This is a genomic window from Sandaracinaceae bacterium (assembly GCA_020633055.1).
In the GTDB taxonomy this organism is placed as follows: domain Bacteria; phylum Myxococcota_A; class Polyangia; order Polyangiales; family Houyiibacteriaceae; genus JADJJE01.
In genome coordinates this window covers 744,603-762,769 of sequence record JACKEJ010000004.1, presented here as the reverse complement: position 1 = coordinate 762,769, position 18,167 = coordinate 744,603, and the positions used below count along the sequence as shown (strand labels likewise).

Below are 18,167 nucleotides of genomic sequence, written 5' to 3'. Positions count from 1 at the left end.
ATGCTGCCCTTCTTCCGACGGCTCCTGCGCGGCCCCGACCCGGTACCCATCGAGGACGCCGCATGGGCCGCGCTGCTGGAGGGCGTGGTCTGGTTCGACGACCTCCACGCCGACGAGCTGCTGCGCCTGCGCGAGTACACGGGGCACTTCCTGCGCACCAAGCGCTTCGTGGGCGCGGCTGGCCTCGTGGTCACCGACGACATGCGCCTCGTGATCGCCGCGCTCGCGTCCTGGACCGTGCTGCACATCGGGCACGAGGCGCTGCGCGGGTGGACCAGCGTCATCGTCTATCCGCAGGGGTTCCGCGCCCTGCGCAGCGACGAGGACGAGCTCACGGGTGTGGTCACGGAGTACCACGAGGAGCTGATCGGCGAGGCCTGGGAGCGCGGGCCGCTGATCCTGTCCTGGGCCGACATCGAGGAGGACCTCGACAAGCCCGACGACGGAGTGTGCGTCGTGGTGCACGAGATCGCGCACAAGCTCGACGAGCTGAGCGGCGGGGTGGACGGCATGCCGCGCCTGCCCAAGGGCGTCAGCCGCGACGAGTGGGGTCGCACCTTCACGCAGGCCTACGAGCGCCTGTGCGCGCTGGTCGACGCTGGCCAGGAGGACGACAGCTTGGTGGACCCGTACGCCGCGCACTCCCCCGAGGAGTTCTTCGCCGTGTGCTCCGAGCACGTGTTGTGTCGCCCCGACCTGCTCGAAGAGCAGTTCCCCGAGGTGGAGCGCCTGCTGCGGCGCTTCTACGGGCACGCGCGCCCCGCGTCGCTGAACCGCCCGCCCGCGTAGTGGCAGCGCCGCGCTTTGGGGCGTTCAAGGGCGCGTCGCGCACGCCGTGTTGCGACCGTACGTCGCCGCCAGCCGCTCGTATAGGAAGTCGCGCAGCAGCTTCACGCGCTGCGGCACCATGTCGAGCGGGGGGGTGACCAGGTACAGCACGCCGCCGCGCGTGGCGTACTCGGGCAGCACGCGCACCAAGGCGTCCAGGTGTCCCGCCCGTTGGCAGGAAGCGAGCACCACAAGCGGCAACATGCCGATGCCCGCGCCCGCCTCCACGGCCTGCCGTACGAAGAGCATCTCGTCCACGTTGATCGGCCCGCGGACGGGCACCGTCGTCTGGTTCCCCTCCGCGTCGCTCAGGGTCCAGGTGCTGCGACCCGCGCGCCCCTTGTACAGCACGCACGCGCGCTGGCTCAGCTCGGCCAGCGTGGTGGGGGCGCCGAACTCGTCGAGATACGCGCGGGAGGCGAACATCCCGAAGTCCGAGGCCCCCACGGTGCGCGCCACCAGGTCCGAGTCCTCTGGCGTGCCCCCGCGCACCGCCAGGTCGAAGCCCTCTTCCATCAAGTCCACGGTGCGCCCCGTGATGGAGAGCTCCACGTGGATCTGCGGGTACTGCCGCACGAACTCGGCGATGTGCACGGCCAGCTCGCCGCTGCCGATGCCCGCCGAGCCCGTCACGCGCACGACGCCGCGCGGCTCGAGCACGTCGTCGACCGCTGCGGCGGCGGCCTCGTCGAGGCTGGCCAGCGCGTTGCGCACGCGGTCGTAGTAGACCCGCCCCGCCTCCGTCAGGTGCAGGCTGCGCGTGGTGCGGGCCAGCAGGCGGACGCCGAGCTCCTCCTCCAGCTTCGACACCGTCCGACTGACCGACGACTTGGGCAGGCCCAGCGCTTCGCCTGCGGCCGTGAAGCTGCCCGCCTCGACGACCTGGACGAACACCGCGACGTGGTTGAGGTTGAGGTCCATTGTTGCCTTGATAGCAACGGAGTGTTCGTGGCGCCATGTCTACCGCGTGGGATAGCAACAATTAGAGTCAGGACATGCCCGCCGGGACGTCCCCGGCCCCATTCCCGGCCGCTCGCCCGGCCTTTCCCGAGAGGCTCCCATGTCCAAGCTCCCCACCATCGCCCGCCTGTTCCTCGGTCTCGCGTTCCTCGTGTTCGGCCTGAACGGCTTCCTCCAGTTCCTCCCCATGCCGCCGGTCACGGGCGCCCCTGCAGCCTTCCTCGGGGCCCTCGCGGCCACGGGCTACATGTTCCCGCTCATCAAGGGCACCGAGGTGATCGCTGGCGCGCTCCTGCTCGGCAACCGCTTCGTCCCGCTGGCGCTCGCCCTGCTAGCGCCCGTGATCGTCAACATCGTGGCCTACCACGGGCTGCTGGCGCGTGAGGGCGTCGGACTGCCGCTGCTGCTCCTCGCGCTCGAGATCTTCCTGGCCTACGCGTACCGCAGCGCCTTCGCGCCCATGCTCGCCGCGCGCGCCGAGCCCGCGCTCGCCGCCCCCGCTGCTGGCGTCAGCGTCGCCCCGGCCGAGTGATCGCGCCTCGGGAGCCGCCGCCACGTGAGGCGCGCACCTCCTTGGTCGGCCATCGGTCTGCCGCTCAGCGGTTGGTGCCGTCGGCCGGCCCCTCGACGACGAACCCTCCGCTCGGCTGCACCCGCACGAAGTGCGCCGTGTCTGCTTGTAGACTCCCGAACGCCGCCGCGCTCGCCGGGTGGCTCACGAAGTCCCGCGAGCCCGCGCGCAGCGTCACCTCGAAGGTCTCGCTGCGCTGCTCGCGTTCGCGCTCCCCCTCGGCCAGCCCCTCGCTCAGGCGGATCTCCTCCGCGCTCGGCCAGCGCGGCTCGGTCGGCCCGCTGCCAGCGGCGCGCACTACGCGGTCTTCGCCCCAGCGCCAGACGCGGTAGCTGTACCACTCCGCGGTGCGCGACACGGTGCGGTAGCGAGGCACCTGCCGCGTGCGTCGCTCGTCGCGATAGCGGGGCACGCGCCGCGTGCGCGACTCGTTGCAGTAGCGCGTGGTGCAGTCCTGCCCGCCCCCGGTGCAGTGATCGCGGCAGGTGGCGAAGCCGTTCTCGTTCGGCGTGCACACCTCACGACAGCGCTGCGGGCGGGGGCTGCAGTCCCGACCGCACGCCACCCGCTCGGTGTAGTGCTCCGTGTCGTACCCGTCGCGCACGCGCTCGGTGTAGTGCTCGGTGTCGAACCCGTCGCGCACCTCTTCGTGGTGATGGTGGCGCTGCCCGAGGCTGGTGCGGTCCTCGGCGTCGCTCGGGATGTTCTCGGCGAACGCCTCCTGCGTCACCTGCCGGTAGCGCTCGACCGTGACCACCCGCTCCCAGCGGCGCGCGCCGACCCGCGCCACGTAGTGCGTCTTCGGCCCGTCGGCGTGCAGGCCGGGCACCTCGCCGCCCATGCCGAAGAAGCCCACGACGGCGGCCAGCACCCCCGCAGCTCCGGCGACTTTCCAGCGCGTGCCCGTGGGCTTGCCCACCAGCTCCTGCACGGCCTCGTCTTCGGGGTCGAACGCGCGCTCGGCGTCCTTGGCGTCTCCAGCCGGCTCGTCGGTGGGTGGCGACAGGTCGCGTCCGTCCTGCTGCGCTGCGCCGCATTGCGCACACTCGCCGTCCAGCCGCCGCTGATGACTGCCGCAGAACCCGCACTGCCAGTTGGGCCCCGCCGTGGCCAAGCGCAGCAGCTCAGGAGCGGTGACCGTCTCGGCCGCCGCCGTGTCGCTCGGCATCTCGTAGCGCTCGCTCGCATCTTTGGGGTTGCCGCAGCCCTGGCAGAGCTTGTGCCGCCCCAGGTTCTGGTGGCCGCACGACGAGCAGCGCCACACCATCTCGATCTGCCTTGAACTCACAGGAACCCCGCGCGCCAGGATCGCCGTTGGGGCCTGCGGGCGCAAGCGCGTTGGCTACCGCCTGGCACTCGCCGAAGTCACCTGAGGTTGCTGCCCCGGACTTCAGAGACTGTCTCAGAACGGCCAGCTGTCCCGAATTAGGAGCATCCCGGACTAAAGAGGCTGTGTCAGAACAGCCAAATATCCCGAATTAGGGGCACCCCGGACTGAAGTCCGGGGCAGCGATCTCAGGTGATCGCTCCCGCCAAGTCCGCCCCCTGCGGAGGCGGACTGCGTCTCGTAGATTGGTGTCGGGTGTTCGGCGGGACGGCTGCGTTCGTGGATTTGCGGTGGCGCCGAGCAAGACAGTCCTCCCCCTTGTGGGGAGGACTTTTCCGAGTGCCCGGCACTAGCCGGGCGCTCGGAAGGATGCTGCCCCGGACTTCAGTCCGGGGTGCCCCTAAATCGGGACTGTTAGCATTTCTGACACAGCCTCTTCAGTCCGGGGTGACCCCAAATCAGAGCAGTCAGTGCTCCATGAACACCGGCGAGGCCCACGCCATCTCGCCGTCGCGCTGCACCACGCGCGCGTACACGTAGTCCGCGTCCACCTGCGCCTCGAGCGTCGCGTCGCGCCCCCGTCCCTCGGCTGTCGCCACGACCCCGTCCCGTGTGATCAGCTCGAGGCGCGCCACGTCGCTCTCGCCGTGCGCCTTGGCGCTGACCGGCACGGGGCCGCGGCGCTTCAGTACGCTGCCCATGGGCGCTCCGTCCACGCGCATGTCCAGCAGGATCTTGGCGCCGCTCGTGCCGTAGCAACGCCGCGCACGCAGCGCCTCGAAGACCGCGTCACGCGTGAGCGACGGCGCCTGCACGGCGGTGAGCCCGGTGCGGTAGGGGTCGCGCTTGCGGGCCTCGCCGTGGTGGTAGAGCAGCCCGTGGCTGTCGCTCGAGGCCGTGAAGCCGAAGCGCAGGCCCTTCTTCAACATCACGTCCGCCAGCTGATGCACGTGCTCACCGCGCATGCCCAGCGGGTGGTCCGCGTGCTCGTAGCAGCCGTGGCACGAGCAGATCTCCCACACCGGCTGCCCCTCCGGGTCGTGCCCAGCCTCGTCGCAGCCCGTCCACCCGATGTGGTGCGGCGACGCGATGCCGCCCAGCTCGCGCACGGCGCGCACCAGGTCCGCGCCCTCGGGCAGGTCGTCGCGCGACACCAGCGGCAGCCCCCGGCGCGGCAGGTAGACGCACTTGTGCCCCGGCCCCGGGTACATCTTGCCGGTCCACTCGTAGGCGATCAGCGTGGCGAACGCGCCGGGCTCGTCGAAGCGGTCGGCCACGTCCTGCAGGTAGGCCCACTCGCCCGGCCCGGTGCGCTTGCCCAGGAACGACTCGTGGTCCGTGAGCGCCACGAAGTCGTCGTCGTAGCGATGGCGGGCGCGCAGGTACACCTCGTCGGCGCTGCCCACCCCGTCCGAGTGCGCGCTGTGCTGCTGGATGTCGCCGAAGTACGTGCGCATCCCGTGCGCCGCTGCGGGGTCGTGTTTGGCGGCCCGAGCCACGTGCGCGCGCGGCACCACCTGCGGACGCACCGCGGTGGGCACCCACGTTGGAGCCTGCCCCTGCGGCGGCTCGAGCGACTGCACGAGGATGCCGCGGCGGTCGCGCTGCGCCGTGACGAGGCGCGGCCCCAGTGGGCTCTCACACCCCACCACGCTCACCCAGCGGCCACGCGAGCCCCACTCCCCGTCGCTGAGCGGCACGCGCGGGTGGAAGCCGTCCGCGTCCAGGTCCTGACGCCAGAAGTTGTGCGACCCGCGGCCGAAGAGGGCCACCGCGCCGTGAGGCCCGAGCGCCAGCGCCGGGAACTCGAACGACTGCTCGACCTCGGCCAGATCGCGGTCGCGCCCGGTCATGGGCGCGGCGGGCTCCAGCACGTCGCCCTCGGGCGTGACAAGCCGCAGCGCGATCCACTTGGCCACGTCGGTCTCGTGGGTGTCCTCGCGCAGGTCGTGGTGGAAGGCCACCAGCGTACCGGCCGGCCCGCTGAGCACGGCCGGCGCCGCGACCATGCACGCCGCCTCGAACACGACCACGGAGTCCATGGGGTTCGGGGCCCGTGACTCGGGGGTCTCCGCCGCGTCCCCTGCCGCGCCGTGCCCCGCGGTCTCCAGAACGACCCGGCTGAGCCCCCCCTCGTACGTCACGCGCACCCGCGCACCGCTGGCCGCGTCACATGCGACACACAGGGCGGTGGAGCTGTCCGCCGGTCGCGGGGCCTCGGGGCTCAGCGCCACGACCGCCGCCTGCGGGTCCCCTGGCTGCTCGCTCAGCACGTCTCCGGCCGCGTCCAGGGACACCCGCAGTACGTGCTCCGCGCCGTTTTCCCAAGCGATCACGTGGAGCGTCGCCCCCTCGGGCGCATGGGTGAGGCGCGGCGCGCGCAGGTAGCGCTCGGGGCTCTGGGGCAGCAGCGGCATGTATCTGGTGTGCCACCCGGCGCCTCCGAAGACCAAATTTCAGAAAATGCAGGGCTGCCCCTTGCGGCTCCGAGGCTCGTGGTCACTTTTGGACCGACTGTTCCAAAAGGTGCGGTCCGCTCTCCAATTCGCCCCCATGACCACCCTCCACATCGACTCCGCGCTGATCGCGCTCCATCAACCCGCTCTCCTCGCGTATGCCCAGCGCCGCGTGCGGGAGCCCGAGCTCGCGCAGGACCTCGTCCAGGAGACCTGGGCGGCTGCCATCTCCGCGGCGGACCGCTTCGAGGGGCGAGCGGCCGTGCGCACGTGGCTCACCGCCATCCTGCGGCGGAAGATCGCCGATCATCACCGGCGTCGTCGCCCGTCCGTGGCCTTCGAGGAGCACCACGCGCCGCCCACGCTGCCACCCGCGCGTGAGCGTTTGGACGACCTGGCGGCGCTGCGCGTGATCGACACGCAGCTGCCCGCCCTGCCGCGCCGCGAGCGCGAAGCGGTCACGCTGTGCGACGTCGAGGGGGTCTCGCGGGACGACGCGGCAGACTCCATGGGCGTGACCCGTGGCGCCCTGCGCGTCCTGCTGCACCGCGGCCGGGCGAAGCTCAAGGAGGCGCTGCTCGAGGCCGAGCGTCTGGCCGGTCCGCTGCTGGGCGACGGCGGCTTCTCGGGCCCCCTCCCCGTGTGACGGGCGGGCGCCGGACTGAGGCGATGGCCTTCGCGCCGGCCCGCGCCGTCCCAGGTGCGCGGTCGCCGATGCCGTTGCGCCCCTACACGCCAGTCGCGTCCGGCGCCCAGATGTACTTGTGCATCTGCAGCTGGACGCGGACCGGCAGCGCGTCTTCCAGCGTCCAGGCCACCAGGTCGCGCGGCGAAAGCTCACCGAACACGCAGCTCATCAGCACGTCGCCGACGCGCTCCGCAAGGGCGTGCTCGCGCACGACGTCCCGCGCCCACTCGTAGTCCGCGCGGTCGGCCAGCACGAACTTCACTTCGTCACGCGGGGTGAGGTGGGCGATGTTCTCCCAGCGGTTGCGCGTGTGCTCGCCGCTGCCTGGCGCCTTCAGGTCCATGATGCGGTGCACGCGTGGGTCCACGCCCGAGATGTCGCGCTCGCCGCTCGTCTCGAGCAGCACCGTGCGGCCCGCGTCGGCCAGGGCGCTCATCAGCGGCAGGGTCCCCGGCTGCAGCAACGGCTCGCCGCCAGTGAGCTCCACCAGCGGGGTCCCGGTCGCGAGCGCCTGCTCGAGCACCGCGGCCTGCGTCATGCGCGTGCCGCCCGTGAAGGCCTGCGGCGTGTCGCACCAGCGGCAGCGCAGGTTGCAGGCCGACGTCCGCACGAAGGTGCAGGGCAGCCCGGCCCAGCTGGATTCGCCCTGGATGGACGCGTAGATCTCGTGGATGAGGAGGGTGTCGCTCACGGGGCTCATCAGGCTTTGGTCGGGCTTTGGTCGCACGGCGCGCGTGCCCCCCGACTCATGACCCGCTCACTCGGTCTCGTCCACCAGCGAGAACAAGACCGGGGTCTGGCTGAGGTCGCGCTCGGAGCGCGGGTCCACCTCGACCACGAAGTGGTGCGTGCCCGGTGGCAGGTCGAACATCGCCTCGTCCGTCCCGCCGCCCTGACACTGCGCCGCGTCTACTTCTTCGCCCAGGTGGTAGATGCCGACGTGCACGTCGTCGTCCGGCGTGACCACCAGCGCGCGCACGCGCAGCGGCTCGTCCACCAGCACGCGGTACACACGCTCGGGGCCCGGCGCCCCCGCGGCTTCGCAGCCGTCGTAGCCATCCAGGGTCGCCACGCTGGGCGAGAGGCGCGCCGCGAAGGGCAGCTGCACCACGGGCTCGGGCGAGCTCACCGTCCCGTCGCCCTCGGGTCGGCGGGGGGCTGCGCTGGGCTCCTGGGGGCCCGTCCCCTCGGCGCTCAGCGCCTCGCGCAGCTGATGCAACACCTGCAGGGTGAGCAGGTTGCGGATGTTCGTGCCGCCCGTGAGACCCGCCTCGGTCAGGTCGCAGGGCACCAGCCGCGAGCCCTGACGGTAGACGTTCGGGTGCACGCCGTCGCCTGCGAGCCCCATGCCCGGCAAGGGCAACATGGCCTGATGAAAGTCCACGTAGGGCAGCTGGAAGGCCTGCGCCACCGAGGCCGTGACGCTGTTGAAGCGCACCACCCAGGGCTCCATGTCGCGGCTGCGGCGCGGCTGGATGGCGCCCAGTACCGGGATCACGCCCTGCGCCGTGAGGTCTTCCACGAGCGCGATGAGGCGCCGCGCATAGACCTTGGGGTTCATGCCCTGCACGTCGTTGCCGCCGAAGAACGCGAGCGCGAAGCGTGGGCGCAGGGTGCGCACCTCGCGCTGCACGCGGGAGGGGCGACCGCTCATGCCCTGGCGCAGGCTCCAGCCCACGCCTGCCGCTTCGCTCTCGCGCGTGAACACGTTGCCACCGGCCACCTGGGACGCGCGGAACACGTCGAGGGTGGGCTGCAGGTCGGTGTGCTCGCCGAGCTCGACCTCGCTCGTGGCGAAGCAGTGCAAGTAGGCGCGGCTGACCACGCTGGAGCCGCCCATCTTCGCGAAGACGTCGTCGCGCAGCTCGGGGTTCCGGGCGGCGATGCGCTGCAGGTTCGCGCGCATGGCGGCGTCGATCGGCGTGATCAGCGGCAGGGGGCTGCGCTGCACCGGCTCGAGGGGCACAGGGGGCGGCGCCGGTTCCTCCTCGGGTTCGGGGGGCGTCTCGGGATCCTGTGCGAGCGCCGCGACCTGCGCCGTGGACTCGCTTCCTGCGGGGGCCGGACCCTCGCCGCCGGTGGCCTGGCCTTCGGGCAGGGCGTTCCCCCCGCACGCGACCGCGACGAGACAGAGAAGCGAGGCAGCCGGAGGGAGCGCGCGCTGGAGCGGGCGTTGGCGCGGACGGGGGTGGCGTGGGCGGAGAGGCATGCGTGGCGAGAGGCGCAGTCGCCCGAGGGCGCCGCGCGAGGTCGCAGTATGAGTCACGAGGTGGGCAGGTGCGATCCGACGGCCAACGTGGGCCGCCGCGCCAAGGATCCCGCGTGGGCGCGCCGCCGTCCACATCGTGGCCAACGCGCTCAGCGTCCGGAGCGGAAGCGGCGTGCGCGTGCGCGCTGCAGTTCACCGCGTGCGTGCTCCATCAGCGCCCTCGCGGGGCCGAGCCCGTGGCGCGGCCCTCGCCCTTCGGCCAGCTCGATCAGCTGGGCGTAGAAGTACGCCGCCTCGGCCTGGCTGTTGAGCCCGCGCACCTGCGTGTTCTCGCTGCTGGGGCCGAGCGCCCCTGGCCCCAGCCGCAGCGCGCGCTCTGGCGCAGGCAGCGTGTCCACCGTGCGCGCCAGCAGGCGCCCGGCCAGGTCTGGCATGACGCAGAAAGGTCGCCCGAGGCCCACCACGTCGAGCTCACCGTCGCGCAGCGCCTGCCGCATGAAGCCCGAGCTGCGGAAGCCCCCGGTGACCATCATGGGCAGCGCGGGCGCCGCCGCGCGGACCGTGCGCGCGTAGTCCAGGAAGAACGCCTCGCGCGTTTCGGTGGAGCGCGAGCGGCCCTCGTAGCTCTGCATGCCGTCGCCCATGAACGCGAGCGCTTCGTAGGTGCCCCCCGAGATCTCGAGCAGGTCGATGCCCTCCTCGGCCAGCCAGTGCGCGACCGTCGCCGATTCCACGGCGGTGAAGCCCCCCTTTTGGAAGTCCGACGAGTTGAGCTTCACGGCGACAGGGAAGCCGGGGCCGACGGCCTGCCGCACGGCGCGCACCAGCTCGAGCAGGAAGCGCGCGCGCTTGTCGAGTGGGCCGCCCCAGTCGTCGGTGCGCAGGTTGACGATGGGAGACAGGAACTGGCTCGCCAGGTATCCGTGCGCCGCGTGGATCTGCACGCCGCTGAACCCCGCCTCGCGGCACAGGCGCGCCGCGTTGGCCCAGGCGCGGATGATGGTGCGGATCTCGTGCTCTTCGAGCGCCCGCGGACGTCCGAACAGGCCCATCAGGTCGAGCCCTACCGCCGACGGAGCGAGTGGTTCACGCGACGACGCGCGCGTGCACTGACGCCCCGGGTGGTTGAGCTGCGCGAAGAGCTGCGTCCCGCCGCGCGTGCCGGCGGCGGCCCAGGCGCGGAACGCCGCCAGCTCCGACGTCTGGTCCAGCACCACGTTGCCCGCACGCTCGAGGAAGCGGCGGTCCACCATGACGTTGCCCGTGATGGAGAGGCCGACGCCGCCCTCCGCCCAGCGCGCATAGAGGCGCTCGTGACGCTCCGTGGGTTGGTCGAGCGGATCCGCCAGCCCTTCCGTCATCGCGGCCTTGGCGATCCGGTTGGGCAGGGTCACTCCACAGGGGAGCGTCAGCGGTAGCGCGAGCGGGTCATCCTCCACTCGGACATGCTGCCGGATCTCGCGCGCGCGGTCTACGGCGCACGACGGCGCGAGCGCGCCCTCCGTGGCGTGATGAACCCCGCCGCGCTAAAGCCCTGGATGCCCCCCGCCACCACGGACGCCCCGTTCGCGTCCACGCCAGCCGCGGCGCCCTCCGCGCTGCGCGAGCTGATGCGCCTGGCGTGGCCCGTGGTGGGGCTGAACGTGCTCAACGTGCTGGCGCTCATCGTGGATGCCATCATGTGCGGCCACCTCGAGAACGGGGAAGAGGCGCTGATGGCGCTCGGCTTCGCCGGCCAGATCCTGTTCCTGATGGTGGTCATCATGATGGGCATCACCGTGGGCGCCGTCGCGTTGGTCGCGCGGGCACACGGGGCCGGGGCACGCGAGCGCGTGCAGCACTTGCTGCAGCAGTCCCTCCAGCTCACCGTGCTGCTCGGCGTCGTCGCGGGCGCGCTGGGGGTCGCGGGCAGCCGTCCGCTGCTGCGCATGCTGGGGGCGGACGACGCGGTCACCGAGGCGGGCTTCGGATATCTCGCGCCACTCATGGGCGCGACGGTCTTCGCCTACCTCAACATCCTCCTCGGTGCGGTGCTGCGGGGGGTCGGCAACACGCGCCTGGCGTTGTTCGTAGCGATGGTCGTCAACGCGCTCAACGTGCTGCTCAACGCCGCGCTCATCTTCGGGCTGGGCCCCGTGCCCGCGTTCGGACTGCCGGGCGCCGCGTACGGCACCATCGTCGCGCAGATCGTTGGCGTCCTGCTGTCCGTGGCGTTGTTGCGCCGCGGCGTGGAGCCGGCCCTCGAGCTGCGTCTTGGGTGGGCGCCGCTGGACCTGCCGCTCGCGCGCGAGCTCCTGCGCGTGGGGGCCCCGGCCGCGCTGGACATGATGATCCTCAACGCGGCGCTGTTCCTCATCATCGCGCTCTTGGGACGCGCCGACCCGCTCGCGGTGGCGGCGCACGGGATCGGCATGCGCCTCCAGTCGCTGGCCTTCGTGCCGGGTCTGAGCATCGCGCAGGCCACGGGCGCGCTCGTCGGGCAGAGCCTCGGGGCGGGCAACGTAGAGCGGGTGCGGCAGGTGGTGCGCGCGTCCAGCGCCCTGTCAGCCGGGGTGCTCAGCGCGCTCGGCGTGCTCATCATCGTGCTGGCCGCGCCCCTCATCGCGCTGTTCGGGGCCCAGCCGGGCAGCCCGCTGGGCGAGCTCACCTGGACGTGGATGTCGCTGCTCGCGTTGGGCATGCCGCTGGTGGGCGCGCACTTCGCGTTCGTGGGCCTGTTCCAGGGCTCGGGGGCCACCAACACGGGGCTCACCATCAACGCGCTGACGGTGTTCTTCTTTCAGATCCCCCTGTCGCTCGTGCTGGGGCCGCTGCTCGGGCTCGGACCCCTCGGCATCTGGATCGCGTTCCCGGCCAGCTATGCGCTGAAGTTGGTGCTCGAGGTGGTGGCCTACCGTCGCGACGGGTGGATCAAGCTCGGCATCCACGCCTGAGCGGCTCACGCGCCCAACGCCAGCGCGGATCCCGCGAGCCGGCCGACACGCCAGGGGAAGGGTGCGCCGTCGCGCGCGGGAGCTTCCGGAGGCTTGCTGACGTCGTGGCGTGCCCAGTACGCTCCGCTCGCTCGGGAGAGGTAACGCTCCCTCGGGCGGGGCGACCCAGACGCCACCCGCGCAGCGCTGCGCGGTCCCTACGTCGCGCGCGTGCGCGGAACACTCGGCCGCCCACACGCGGCAAGACGGAGAGCAGCGGCACATGAGCCAGCGGAAAGTCATCATCATCACGGGCGCCAACTCCGGCATCGGCAAGGCCATGGCCATGGAGCTGGGCGCCGCGGGTCACCACGTCGTCATGGGCTGCCGCAGCCTCGGGCGTGGGGAGGCCGCGCAGGCCGACATCAAGGCGGTCGCCACGGGGCCGGTGGACCTGCTGCAGGTGGACGTGGGCTCCCCCGACTCGGTGCGCGCGTTCGCGGAGCAGGTGCGCGCCACGTACCCGAAGGTGGACGTGCTCATGAACAACGCGGGTGTCTACCTGCCCAAGCGACAGCTCACCCCGGAGGGCTTCGAGAGCATGTTCGCCATCAACCACCTGGGCCCCTTCCTGCTGTCCCACCTGCTGCTGGAGCCGCTCGCCGGGGGGCGCGTGGTCACCACGTCGTCCATCGGCCACCGATTTACCGGCTTCAGCATGGACAACCTGCAGGCCGAGCGGTCGTTCTCGGCCTTCCGCCAGTACGGCCTCACCAAGCTCGCCAACATCCTCTTCACACGCGAGTTCGACGCGCGCGCCCGCTCCCGTGGCATCGTGGCCAACTGCTTCCACCCGGGGGCCGTGGGCACCGAGTTCGCCCAGGACGACGCGAGCAGCCTGCTGGGCTTCGGCACCAAGATCGGCCGCGTGTTCCTGCGTACCCCCAAGAAGGGCGGCGAGACGGGGGTGTTCCTGGCGACGGATCCCGCGGGGGTCACCACCCATGGGCAATACTGGAGCGACAAGAAGGTGCGCTCGACCTCGCGGAACGTGAACGACGAGAACGCGCGCGCGCTGTTCGAGCACAGCGCCGCGCTGCTGGGCATGGAGGACCTCGCGCTGCCCCCGATCTGACACTGGAGCGCAACGTAGGCCGCTTCCGCCCCACGACGTGAGCGTCAGAGGGCACCAGATGGCCTCGAAAACGCGCGTGCTTCGATAGAAATTGACCTAATTGGCGGGAGCACGTTCAATACCCCTCGCATGTTCTCGGTCGTGATCACGGAGAAGGGTGGCGCCCAGCGGCGGATGGAGTTCGACAAGAACGAAATCACCGTCGGTCGCGTACAAGGCAACGACGTCATCCTGGGCAAGGGCAACGTCTCGAAGCGCCACTCGCGCATCGTCCTCAAGGACGGCCGCTTCATCGTCGTCGACCTGAAGAGCACCAACGGCACCTACGTCAACGGCCGCAAGATCACGTCTCCGCTCGTGGTGAAGCCCGGCGACAAGATCTACATCGGCGACTTCATCATCACCCTCGACGAGCTCGACGACGCCTCGCAGCCCGGGCTGCAGTCGGTCTCGAGCGCGCCGCCCGGTGGCTCTGCCCCGCCCGCCGAACCCGTGCGTCCGTCGGCCCAGGCCATGCCCGCGCCCGCGCCCGCCCCGCCGCCCCTCGAGCACGCGCCCGCGTTCGCGGCCCCCGCCTCCGTCCCGTCGCCCGCGCCCGCTGTGCCCGCTCCGCCCCCGGCGGCGCCAGCGCGTCCAGCGGAGCCTCCCGTCACCGCTGCGCCCGCCCGTCCCGCGGTCGTGGCCAGCCCTCCCGACCTGACGGCAGGTCCTCGTGTCCGCCCAGGGAGCATGCCGCCTCCCTTGCCGCCTCGCGCAGGTGGAAGCGGGGTGCACAACATGCCGCGCGTCTCGAGCGCACCTGCGCCCATTGGCGGCTCGTCGGGTCAGCAGCTCCTGGCCGAGCTCATGCGGCGCGTCTCTGCGTCCTTCGACCTCTACGACGCGTCTCCCGTGGCCATGCTCGACCCCTCGCGGCGTCGCGCGGCGCAGTCGGCCATCGACGTGGCCCTCGAGGCGATGGGCAACAGCGCGCAGCTCTCCGGCGGCGCAGACCCCCAGCTGCTGTCCTCCATGGCCCTGACCGAGGCGGTGGGGCTCGGCGCCCTCGAGAGCCTGCTCACGGCCGAGGGCTTGCGTGAGGTCGTCGTCAGCGGGCCGGGGCACGTCTCCGCGGACTTCGGCAACGGCCTCGTCACGCTCGACACCTACTTCTCGTCGCGCGCCATGCTGACCGTCATCGCCAGCCGCCTGGTGGCGCAGGCTGGGGAGCAGCTGCGCACCGACAAGCCCATCCACGAGTGCTCGCTGCCGAGCGGGGCCCGCGTGCTGGTGGTGCTGCCGCCGGTCGCTCCGCAGGGTCCGGTGATCGAGCTGCGCGCGTGGGTGCCCGCGGGGACGCTGGACGACCTGGTCGCACAGGGGCTCCTCAGTCAGGAGATGAAGGGCCTGCTGGGTGCAGCCGTGGCGTCGCGTCGCAACGTCATGGTGCTCGGCCCAGCGGGTTCGGGGGTCACCTCGCTGCTGTCTGCCCTGGCGCGCCACGTGGATGCCGGCGAGCGCATGGTCACCGTGGAGGACGTGCCCGACCTTGGACTACCCCCGGGTCGCGCGGTGTCCCTCTCCACCGGCGGTGCGACCACGGGTGTCACGCTGTCTCAGGTCGCGCATCAGGCCACGCGCATGCGGCCCACCTGCCTCGTCGTGGACGACGTGCGTGGGGGGGATGCGGTGGACGTGCTCACCATCCTCGGCAGCCGCGCTGGGGGTGACCTCGTGGGTGTGCACTGCACGGCGACGGGCGGCGACGGGCTCGCAGGCCTGCGCACGCTGCTGCACATGGGCGGCGTCCGCTCCGACGACGCGGCGGCCGGGTTGATCGCCAGCGCGGCGAACCTCTTGGTGTGCCTCGCCATCACCCCCCAGGGACGCAAGGCCGTGCGCTTGAGCGAGATCCGCCGCACCGGCGCGAGCCTCGAGGTGAAGGACCTGCACGTCCACGACGGCGGGTTCCACCCGGCATGAGCGACGGTCGCGCGGACGGCTCGTCTGGGCCTACGCCACACCTGGACACCCTGGCGCTCCACGCCGGGCAGCCGCCCGATCCCGCCACCGGCGCGGTCAGCGTGCCCATCGTGCTGTCCACGACCTTCGCGCAGCGTGCGCCGGGCGAGCACCAGGGCTTCTCTTACACGCGCACGGGCAACCCCAACCGGGCTCAGCTGGAGACCAGCGTGGCGGCGCTCGAGGGGGCGCAACACGGCTACGCGTTCGCCAGCGGGATGGCGGCCATCGCCGCGCTCCTGCAGACGCTGCGCCCTGGGCAGCGCGTGGTGGCGACGGCCGACCTCTACGGGGGCACCTACCGGCTGCTGGAGCGGGTCGTGCGCCTGCTGGGCGTGGACGTGGTGTTCGTGGACGTGGGGCAGCCCGCCGCCGTCGAAGAGGCGCTCGCCACCGAGACCGCGTTCCTGTGGCTGGAGTCACCCACCAACCCGTTGCTGAAGGTGGTGGACATCGCCGCCCTCGCGCGTCTCGCTCATGCGCGCGGGGCGTTGGTCGTGGTGGACAACACCTTCGCCACGCCCATGCTGCAGCGGCCGCTGACGCTCGGGGCGGACGTGGTGGTCCACTCGACGACCAAGTTCATCAACGGGCACAGCGACGTGCTGGGTGGGGTGGTCGTCACCTCGCGCGCGCCGCTCGCCGAGCAGCTGGCGTTCATCCAGAACGCGGGGGGCGCGGTGCCGTCGCCCTTCGACTGCTACCTGACCCTGCGTGGCATCAAGACGCTGCCGGTGCGGATGGCGCGGCACGTGGACAACACGGAGCACCTGGCCGCCTTCCTCGCGCAGCATCCGCAGGTGGAGCGGGTGCACTACCCAGGCCTGCCGGAGCACCCCCAGCACGCCCTGGCGTGTGCGCAGATGACCCGGCCCGGGGCGGTCCTGTCCATCGTTCTGCGCGCCGATGGGGCGGGTACACGCCGCTTCCTGTCCGCGCTGCGCCTGTTCTCGCTGGCCGAGAGCCTCGGCGGGGTCGAGAGCCTGGTGTCCTACCCGCCTGAGATGAGCCACGCCTCGATGCCGCGCGAGCTCCGGCTGGCGCAGGGCATCACGGACTCGTTCGTGCGCATCTCATCAGGCCTCGAGCACCCGGCCGATCTCGTGGACGATCTCGACCGGGCGCTCTCAGCAACGAAATAGGTGAGCCCCGGGGTGCAAGGAGGGGAGGGACTGCAGTTTTCCCGGGGCTCTGGCATCGCCGTCTCCAGCGAGCTGTCAGAAGAGTGGCCGCAAATGCTGCGCACGTCAACTCCGTGACCTCAGGCGGAGCTCGCTCCGACCGCCGCCCGCGCCTCGATGTCACGCATTTCTGTGGTTGTGGGTGACTCCACGCGCACCAGGGTGTCGGTCTGGGCCGGGTGGGGGAAGGCGATGGCGCAGGCATGCAGCCAGTGCGCCGGGGGGCTTTCGTCCCCCGCCAGGGCAGCGCCCCCGTACAGCGTGTCTCCTACCAAGGGGTGGCCGTAGTACGCCAGGTGCACGCGGATCTGGTGGCGGGTGGCCTTCTCCACGCGCACGTGCACCGCGCTGACCTGGACCCGCGCGCCGTCCGCCGTCTGGAGTGCGCCCAGCACACGCGCCTCGGTCAGCTCGGTGACCTGGGGGTTCGTCTCGTCGCGATCGGCCAGCACGCGCATCCGCCGAGGGTCGGTCGGGTCTGGGCCGAGCGTCGTCTCGATGCGGTCCGGGGTGCGCGGCACGCCCTCGCACAGGGCCACGTAGGACTTGGTCCACGCTCCCGTGCGCTGGGAGCTCCGCAGCGCGTCGAAGGCGCTGGCCGTGCGGGCCGCCACCACCAGCCCGCTGGTGTCCGTGTCCAGGCGGTGGAGCACGCCGGGCTCGCGTAGCGCGTAGCCCACCCCTGCCATCTCCGGGTAGCGGTGCAGCAGCGCCTGAGCGAGCGTCTCCCGTTCTTCACGGCGCAGCGGGTGGGTGGGCAACCCACGTGGCTTCTCCACCACCACCACGTGCTCGTCTTCGTGCCGCACGTCGAGGGCGAGACCGTCCCAAGGTGTGGGGGCGAAGTCCGCGGGCTCGGGCAGACGCAGCAGCTCGACGTGCGCGCCGGGGACCACGCGATCGCCCTTGCGCGCACGACGACCGTCCACGCGCACCTCCCCGGCGGCGCTCAAGGCGGTGGCCAGCGCGCGGGTCATGTGTGGCACGTGCTGCACCAAGAAGTGGTCGAGGCGCAGACCCGCAGCCCGATCGGGGACCACGAAGACGCGTCCGCTGGGGTCGCTGCTCATGCGGCGATGGTAGCCCGCGACGTGACGAACGGCCCGTGAACGTGCGTGGGGGCTTGTTTCCTGGGCCAAGGCAGTTCAAGAACCGGGTATGCGACCTCAGCCGCCGCGCATCCCGGAGAGTTTCGAGGAACTCTCCCGCGCGCTCCATCTCCTCATGGCACGCACCATCCCCAAGCGCCTCGACGCCGAGGGGCTGCTGCTGCTGACCGACATCGTCGGTGCCGAGCCCACGCCCGAAGAGGCCGCGGCCTGGTACGACATCATGACCGAGTCCCTTCGTGCCCTGCGTGAAGCCGGTCAAGAGCCCTCCGAGCCGCCGCAGATGCCCAAGAAGCTCACGGCCCTCAAGGAGTCCATCGAGCTGCTCAAGCAGGCGGCCGAGCCTGGGGGCATCAAGAGCCGCCACTCGCGCGTCCGGCTCTACCAGATGATGGGCAACATCTCGCCGGCTCCCGAGACCGCCAACATCTGGCGCGCGGCGCTGGAGAAGCGCCTGGAGGAGAAGACCGCCCCGCGCACGCCGGCCGTGTCCTCCAAGAAGGCGCCTGCGCGCGGCAAGGGCGGCAAGTTCGGCGGCAAGCCCGCGGGCGGTGGCAAGCCGCTCATGAAGTCGCAGAGCCCCGAGCCCGAGGTGGCGGTCATCCGTCGCCGCGTGGTCAGCCCGAAGCTCGCCGCCCCCGTGCAGCCGCGCCGCATCGTGCGGCCGACCGACGACGACTGATCTGGTTCCTGGTGTGGGGGATACGTGAGGCGGGCAGCTCCGGCTGGCCCGGCCCGACCACGTGCACGGCTGTGCTGTGACGCGGTGCTGCGCGTGTGCTCGCACCGA

Annotated in this window: 15 protein-coding genes; 8 read left to right on the top strand and 7 right to left on the bottom strand. The window is 71.7% G+C overall.

Annotated features, from left to right (window positions below):
- A complete protein-coding gene (locus H6726_03085; GenBank protein ID MCB9656610.1) occupies nt 1–789 on the top strand; it encodes a zinc-dependent peptidase in 789 nt (262 codons plus the stop codon).
- A gap of 24 nt (nt 790–813) precedes the next feature.
- Here H6726_03085 and H6726_03080 read toward each other — a convergent pair whose 3' ends face one another.
- Nucleotides 814–1,749, bottom strand: coding sequence for a LysR family transcriptional regulator (locus tag H6726_03080; protein ID MCB9656609.1), 936 nt, complete (start codon nt 1,747–1,749; stop codon nt 814–816).
- 139 nt (nt 1,750–1,888) lie between these two features.
- Between H6726_03080 and H6726_03075 the strand changes: the two genes are divergently transcribed.
- Nucleotides 1,889–2,320, top strand: coding sequence for a DoxX family protein (locus tag H6726_03075; protein MCB9656608.1), 432 nt, complete (start codon nt 1,889–1,891; stop codon nt 2,318–2,320).
- A gap of 64 nt (nt 2,321–2,384) precedes the next feature.
- On the opposite strand, the gene H6726_03070 is transcribed toward H6726_03075, so the two are convergent.
- Both H6726_03070 and H6726_03065 read right to left on the bottom strand, forming a co-directional pair.
- Nucleotides 2,385–3,626: a hypothetical protein gene (locus H6726_03070; GenBank protein ID MCB9656607.1), complete on the bottom strand. Its 1,242-nt coding sequence runs from the start codon at nt 3,624–3,626 to the stop codon at nt 2,385–2,387.
- A 527-nt stretch (nt 3,627–4,153) separates the two neighbouring features.
- Entirely contained in the window at nt 4,154–6,103 is a 1,950-nt protein-coding gene (locus H6726_03065) for a CehA/McbA family metallohydrolase (protein MCB9656606.1), read from the bottom strand.
- Between the two features lie 136 nt (nt 6,104–6,239).
- Here H6726_03065 and H6726_03060 point away from each other — a divergent pair, with 136 nt between their 5' ends.
- Nucleotides 6,240–6,788: a sigma-70 family RNA polymerase sigma factor gene (locus H6726_03060; protein MCB9656605.1), complete on the top strand. Its 549-nt coding sequence runs from the start codon at nt 6,240–6,242 to the stop codon at nt 6,786–6,788.
- An 82-nt stretch (nt 6,789–6,870) separates the two neighbouring features.
- Here the strand turns inward: H6726_03060 and H6726_03055 are convergent, their stop codons facing one another.
- The 3 genes from H6726_03055 to H6726_03045 all read right to left on the bottom strand — a co-directional run bounded on the left by H6726_03055 (nt 6,871) and on the right by H6726_03045 (nt 10,478).
- Nucleotides 6,871–7,530: a radical SAM protein gene (locus tag H6726_03055; protein MCB9656604.1), complete on the bottom strand. Its 660-nt coding sequence runs from the start codon at nt 7,528–7,530 to the stop codon at nt 6,871–6,873.
- A gap of 57 nt (nt 7,531–7,587) precedes the next feature.
- A complete protein-coding gene (locus tag H6726_03050; protein MCB9656603.1) occupies nt 7,588–9,039 on the bottom strand; it encodes an SGNH/GDSL hydrolase family protein in 1,452 nt (483 codons plus the stop codon).
- A 149-nt stretch (nt 9,040–9,188) separates the two neighbouring features.
- Nucleotides 9,189–10,478 carry an NADH:flavin oxidoreductase/NADH oxidase family protein gene (locus tag H6726_03045; GenBank protein MCB9656602.1) on the bottom strand — a complete coding sequence of 430 codons (1,290 nt, stop codon included), beginning with the start codon at nt 10,476–10,478 and terminating at the stop codon, nt 9,189–9,191.
- A gap of 6 nt (nt 10,479–10,484) precedes the next feature.
- Here H6726_03045 and H6726_03040 point away from each other — a divergent pair, with 6 nt between their 5' ends.
- The 4 genes from H6726_03040 (at nt 10,485) to H6726_03025 (ending at nt 16,229) form a co-directional block, all read left to right on the top strand.
- On the top strand, nt 10,485–11,972 hold the full coding sequence (locus H6726_03040; protein ID MCB9656601.1) for an MATE family efflux transporter: 1,488 nt from the start codon (nt 10,485–10,487) through the stop codon (nt 11,970–11,972).
- 262 nt (nt 11,973–12,234) lie between these two features.
- Nucleotides 12,235–13,086, top strand: a complete 852-nt coding sequence (locus H6726_03035) for an SDR family NAD(P)-dependent oxidoreductase (protein ID MCB9656600.1) — start codon at nt 12,235–12,237, stop codon at nt 13,084–13,086.
- A 129-nt stretch (nt 13,087–13,215) separates the two neighbouring features.
- Nucleotides 13,216–15,048, top strand: coding sequence for a Flp pilus assembly complex ATPase component TadA (tadA, locus tag H6726_03030; GenBank protein MCB9656599.1), 1,833 nt, complete (start codon nt 13,216–13,218; stop codon nt 15,046–15,048).
- Nucleotides 15,045–16,229 (top strand): PLP-dependent transferase, encoded by a 1,185-nt coding sequence (locus H6726_03025; GenBank protein ID MCB9656598.1) that lies wholly within the window; start codon nt 15,045–15,047, stop codon nt 16,227–16,229. The genes tadA and H6726_03025 overlap by 4 nt, the downstream gene beginning before the upstream one ends.
- Before the next feature lie 119 nt (nt 16,230–16,348).
- Here H6726_03025 and H6726_03020 read toward each other — a convergent pair whose 3' ends face one another.
- Entirely contained in the window at nt 16,349–17,338 is a 990-nt protein-coding gene (locus H6726_03020; protein MCB9656597.1) for an RluA family pseudouridine synthase, read from the bottom strand.
- A gap of 154 nt (nt 17,339–17,492) precedes the next feature.
- Between H6726_03020 and H6726_03015 the strand changes: the two genes are divergently transcribed.
- The gene (locus H6726_03015) at nt 17,493–18,059 is read left to right on the top strand and encodes a hypothetical protein (GenBank protein ID MCB9656596.1); all 567 of its coding nucleotides are present in this window, start codon (nt 17,493–17,495) and stop codon (nt 18,057–18,059) included.
- The last annotated feature ends 108 nt before the right edge of the window (nt 18,060–18,167 follow it).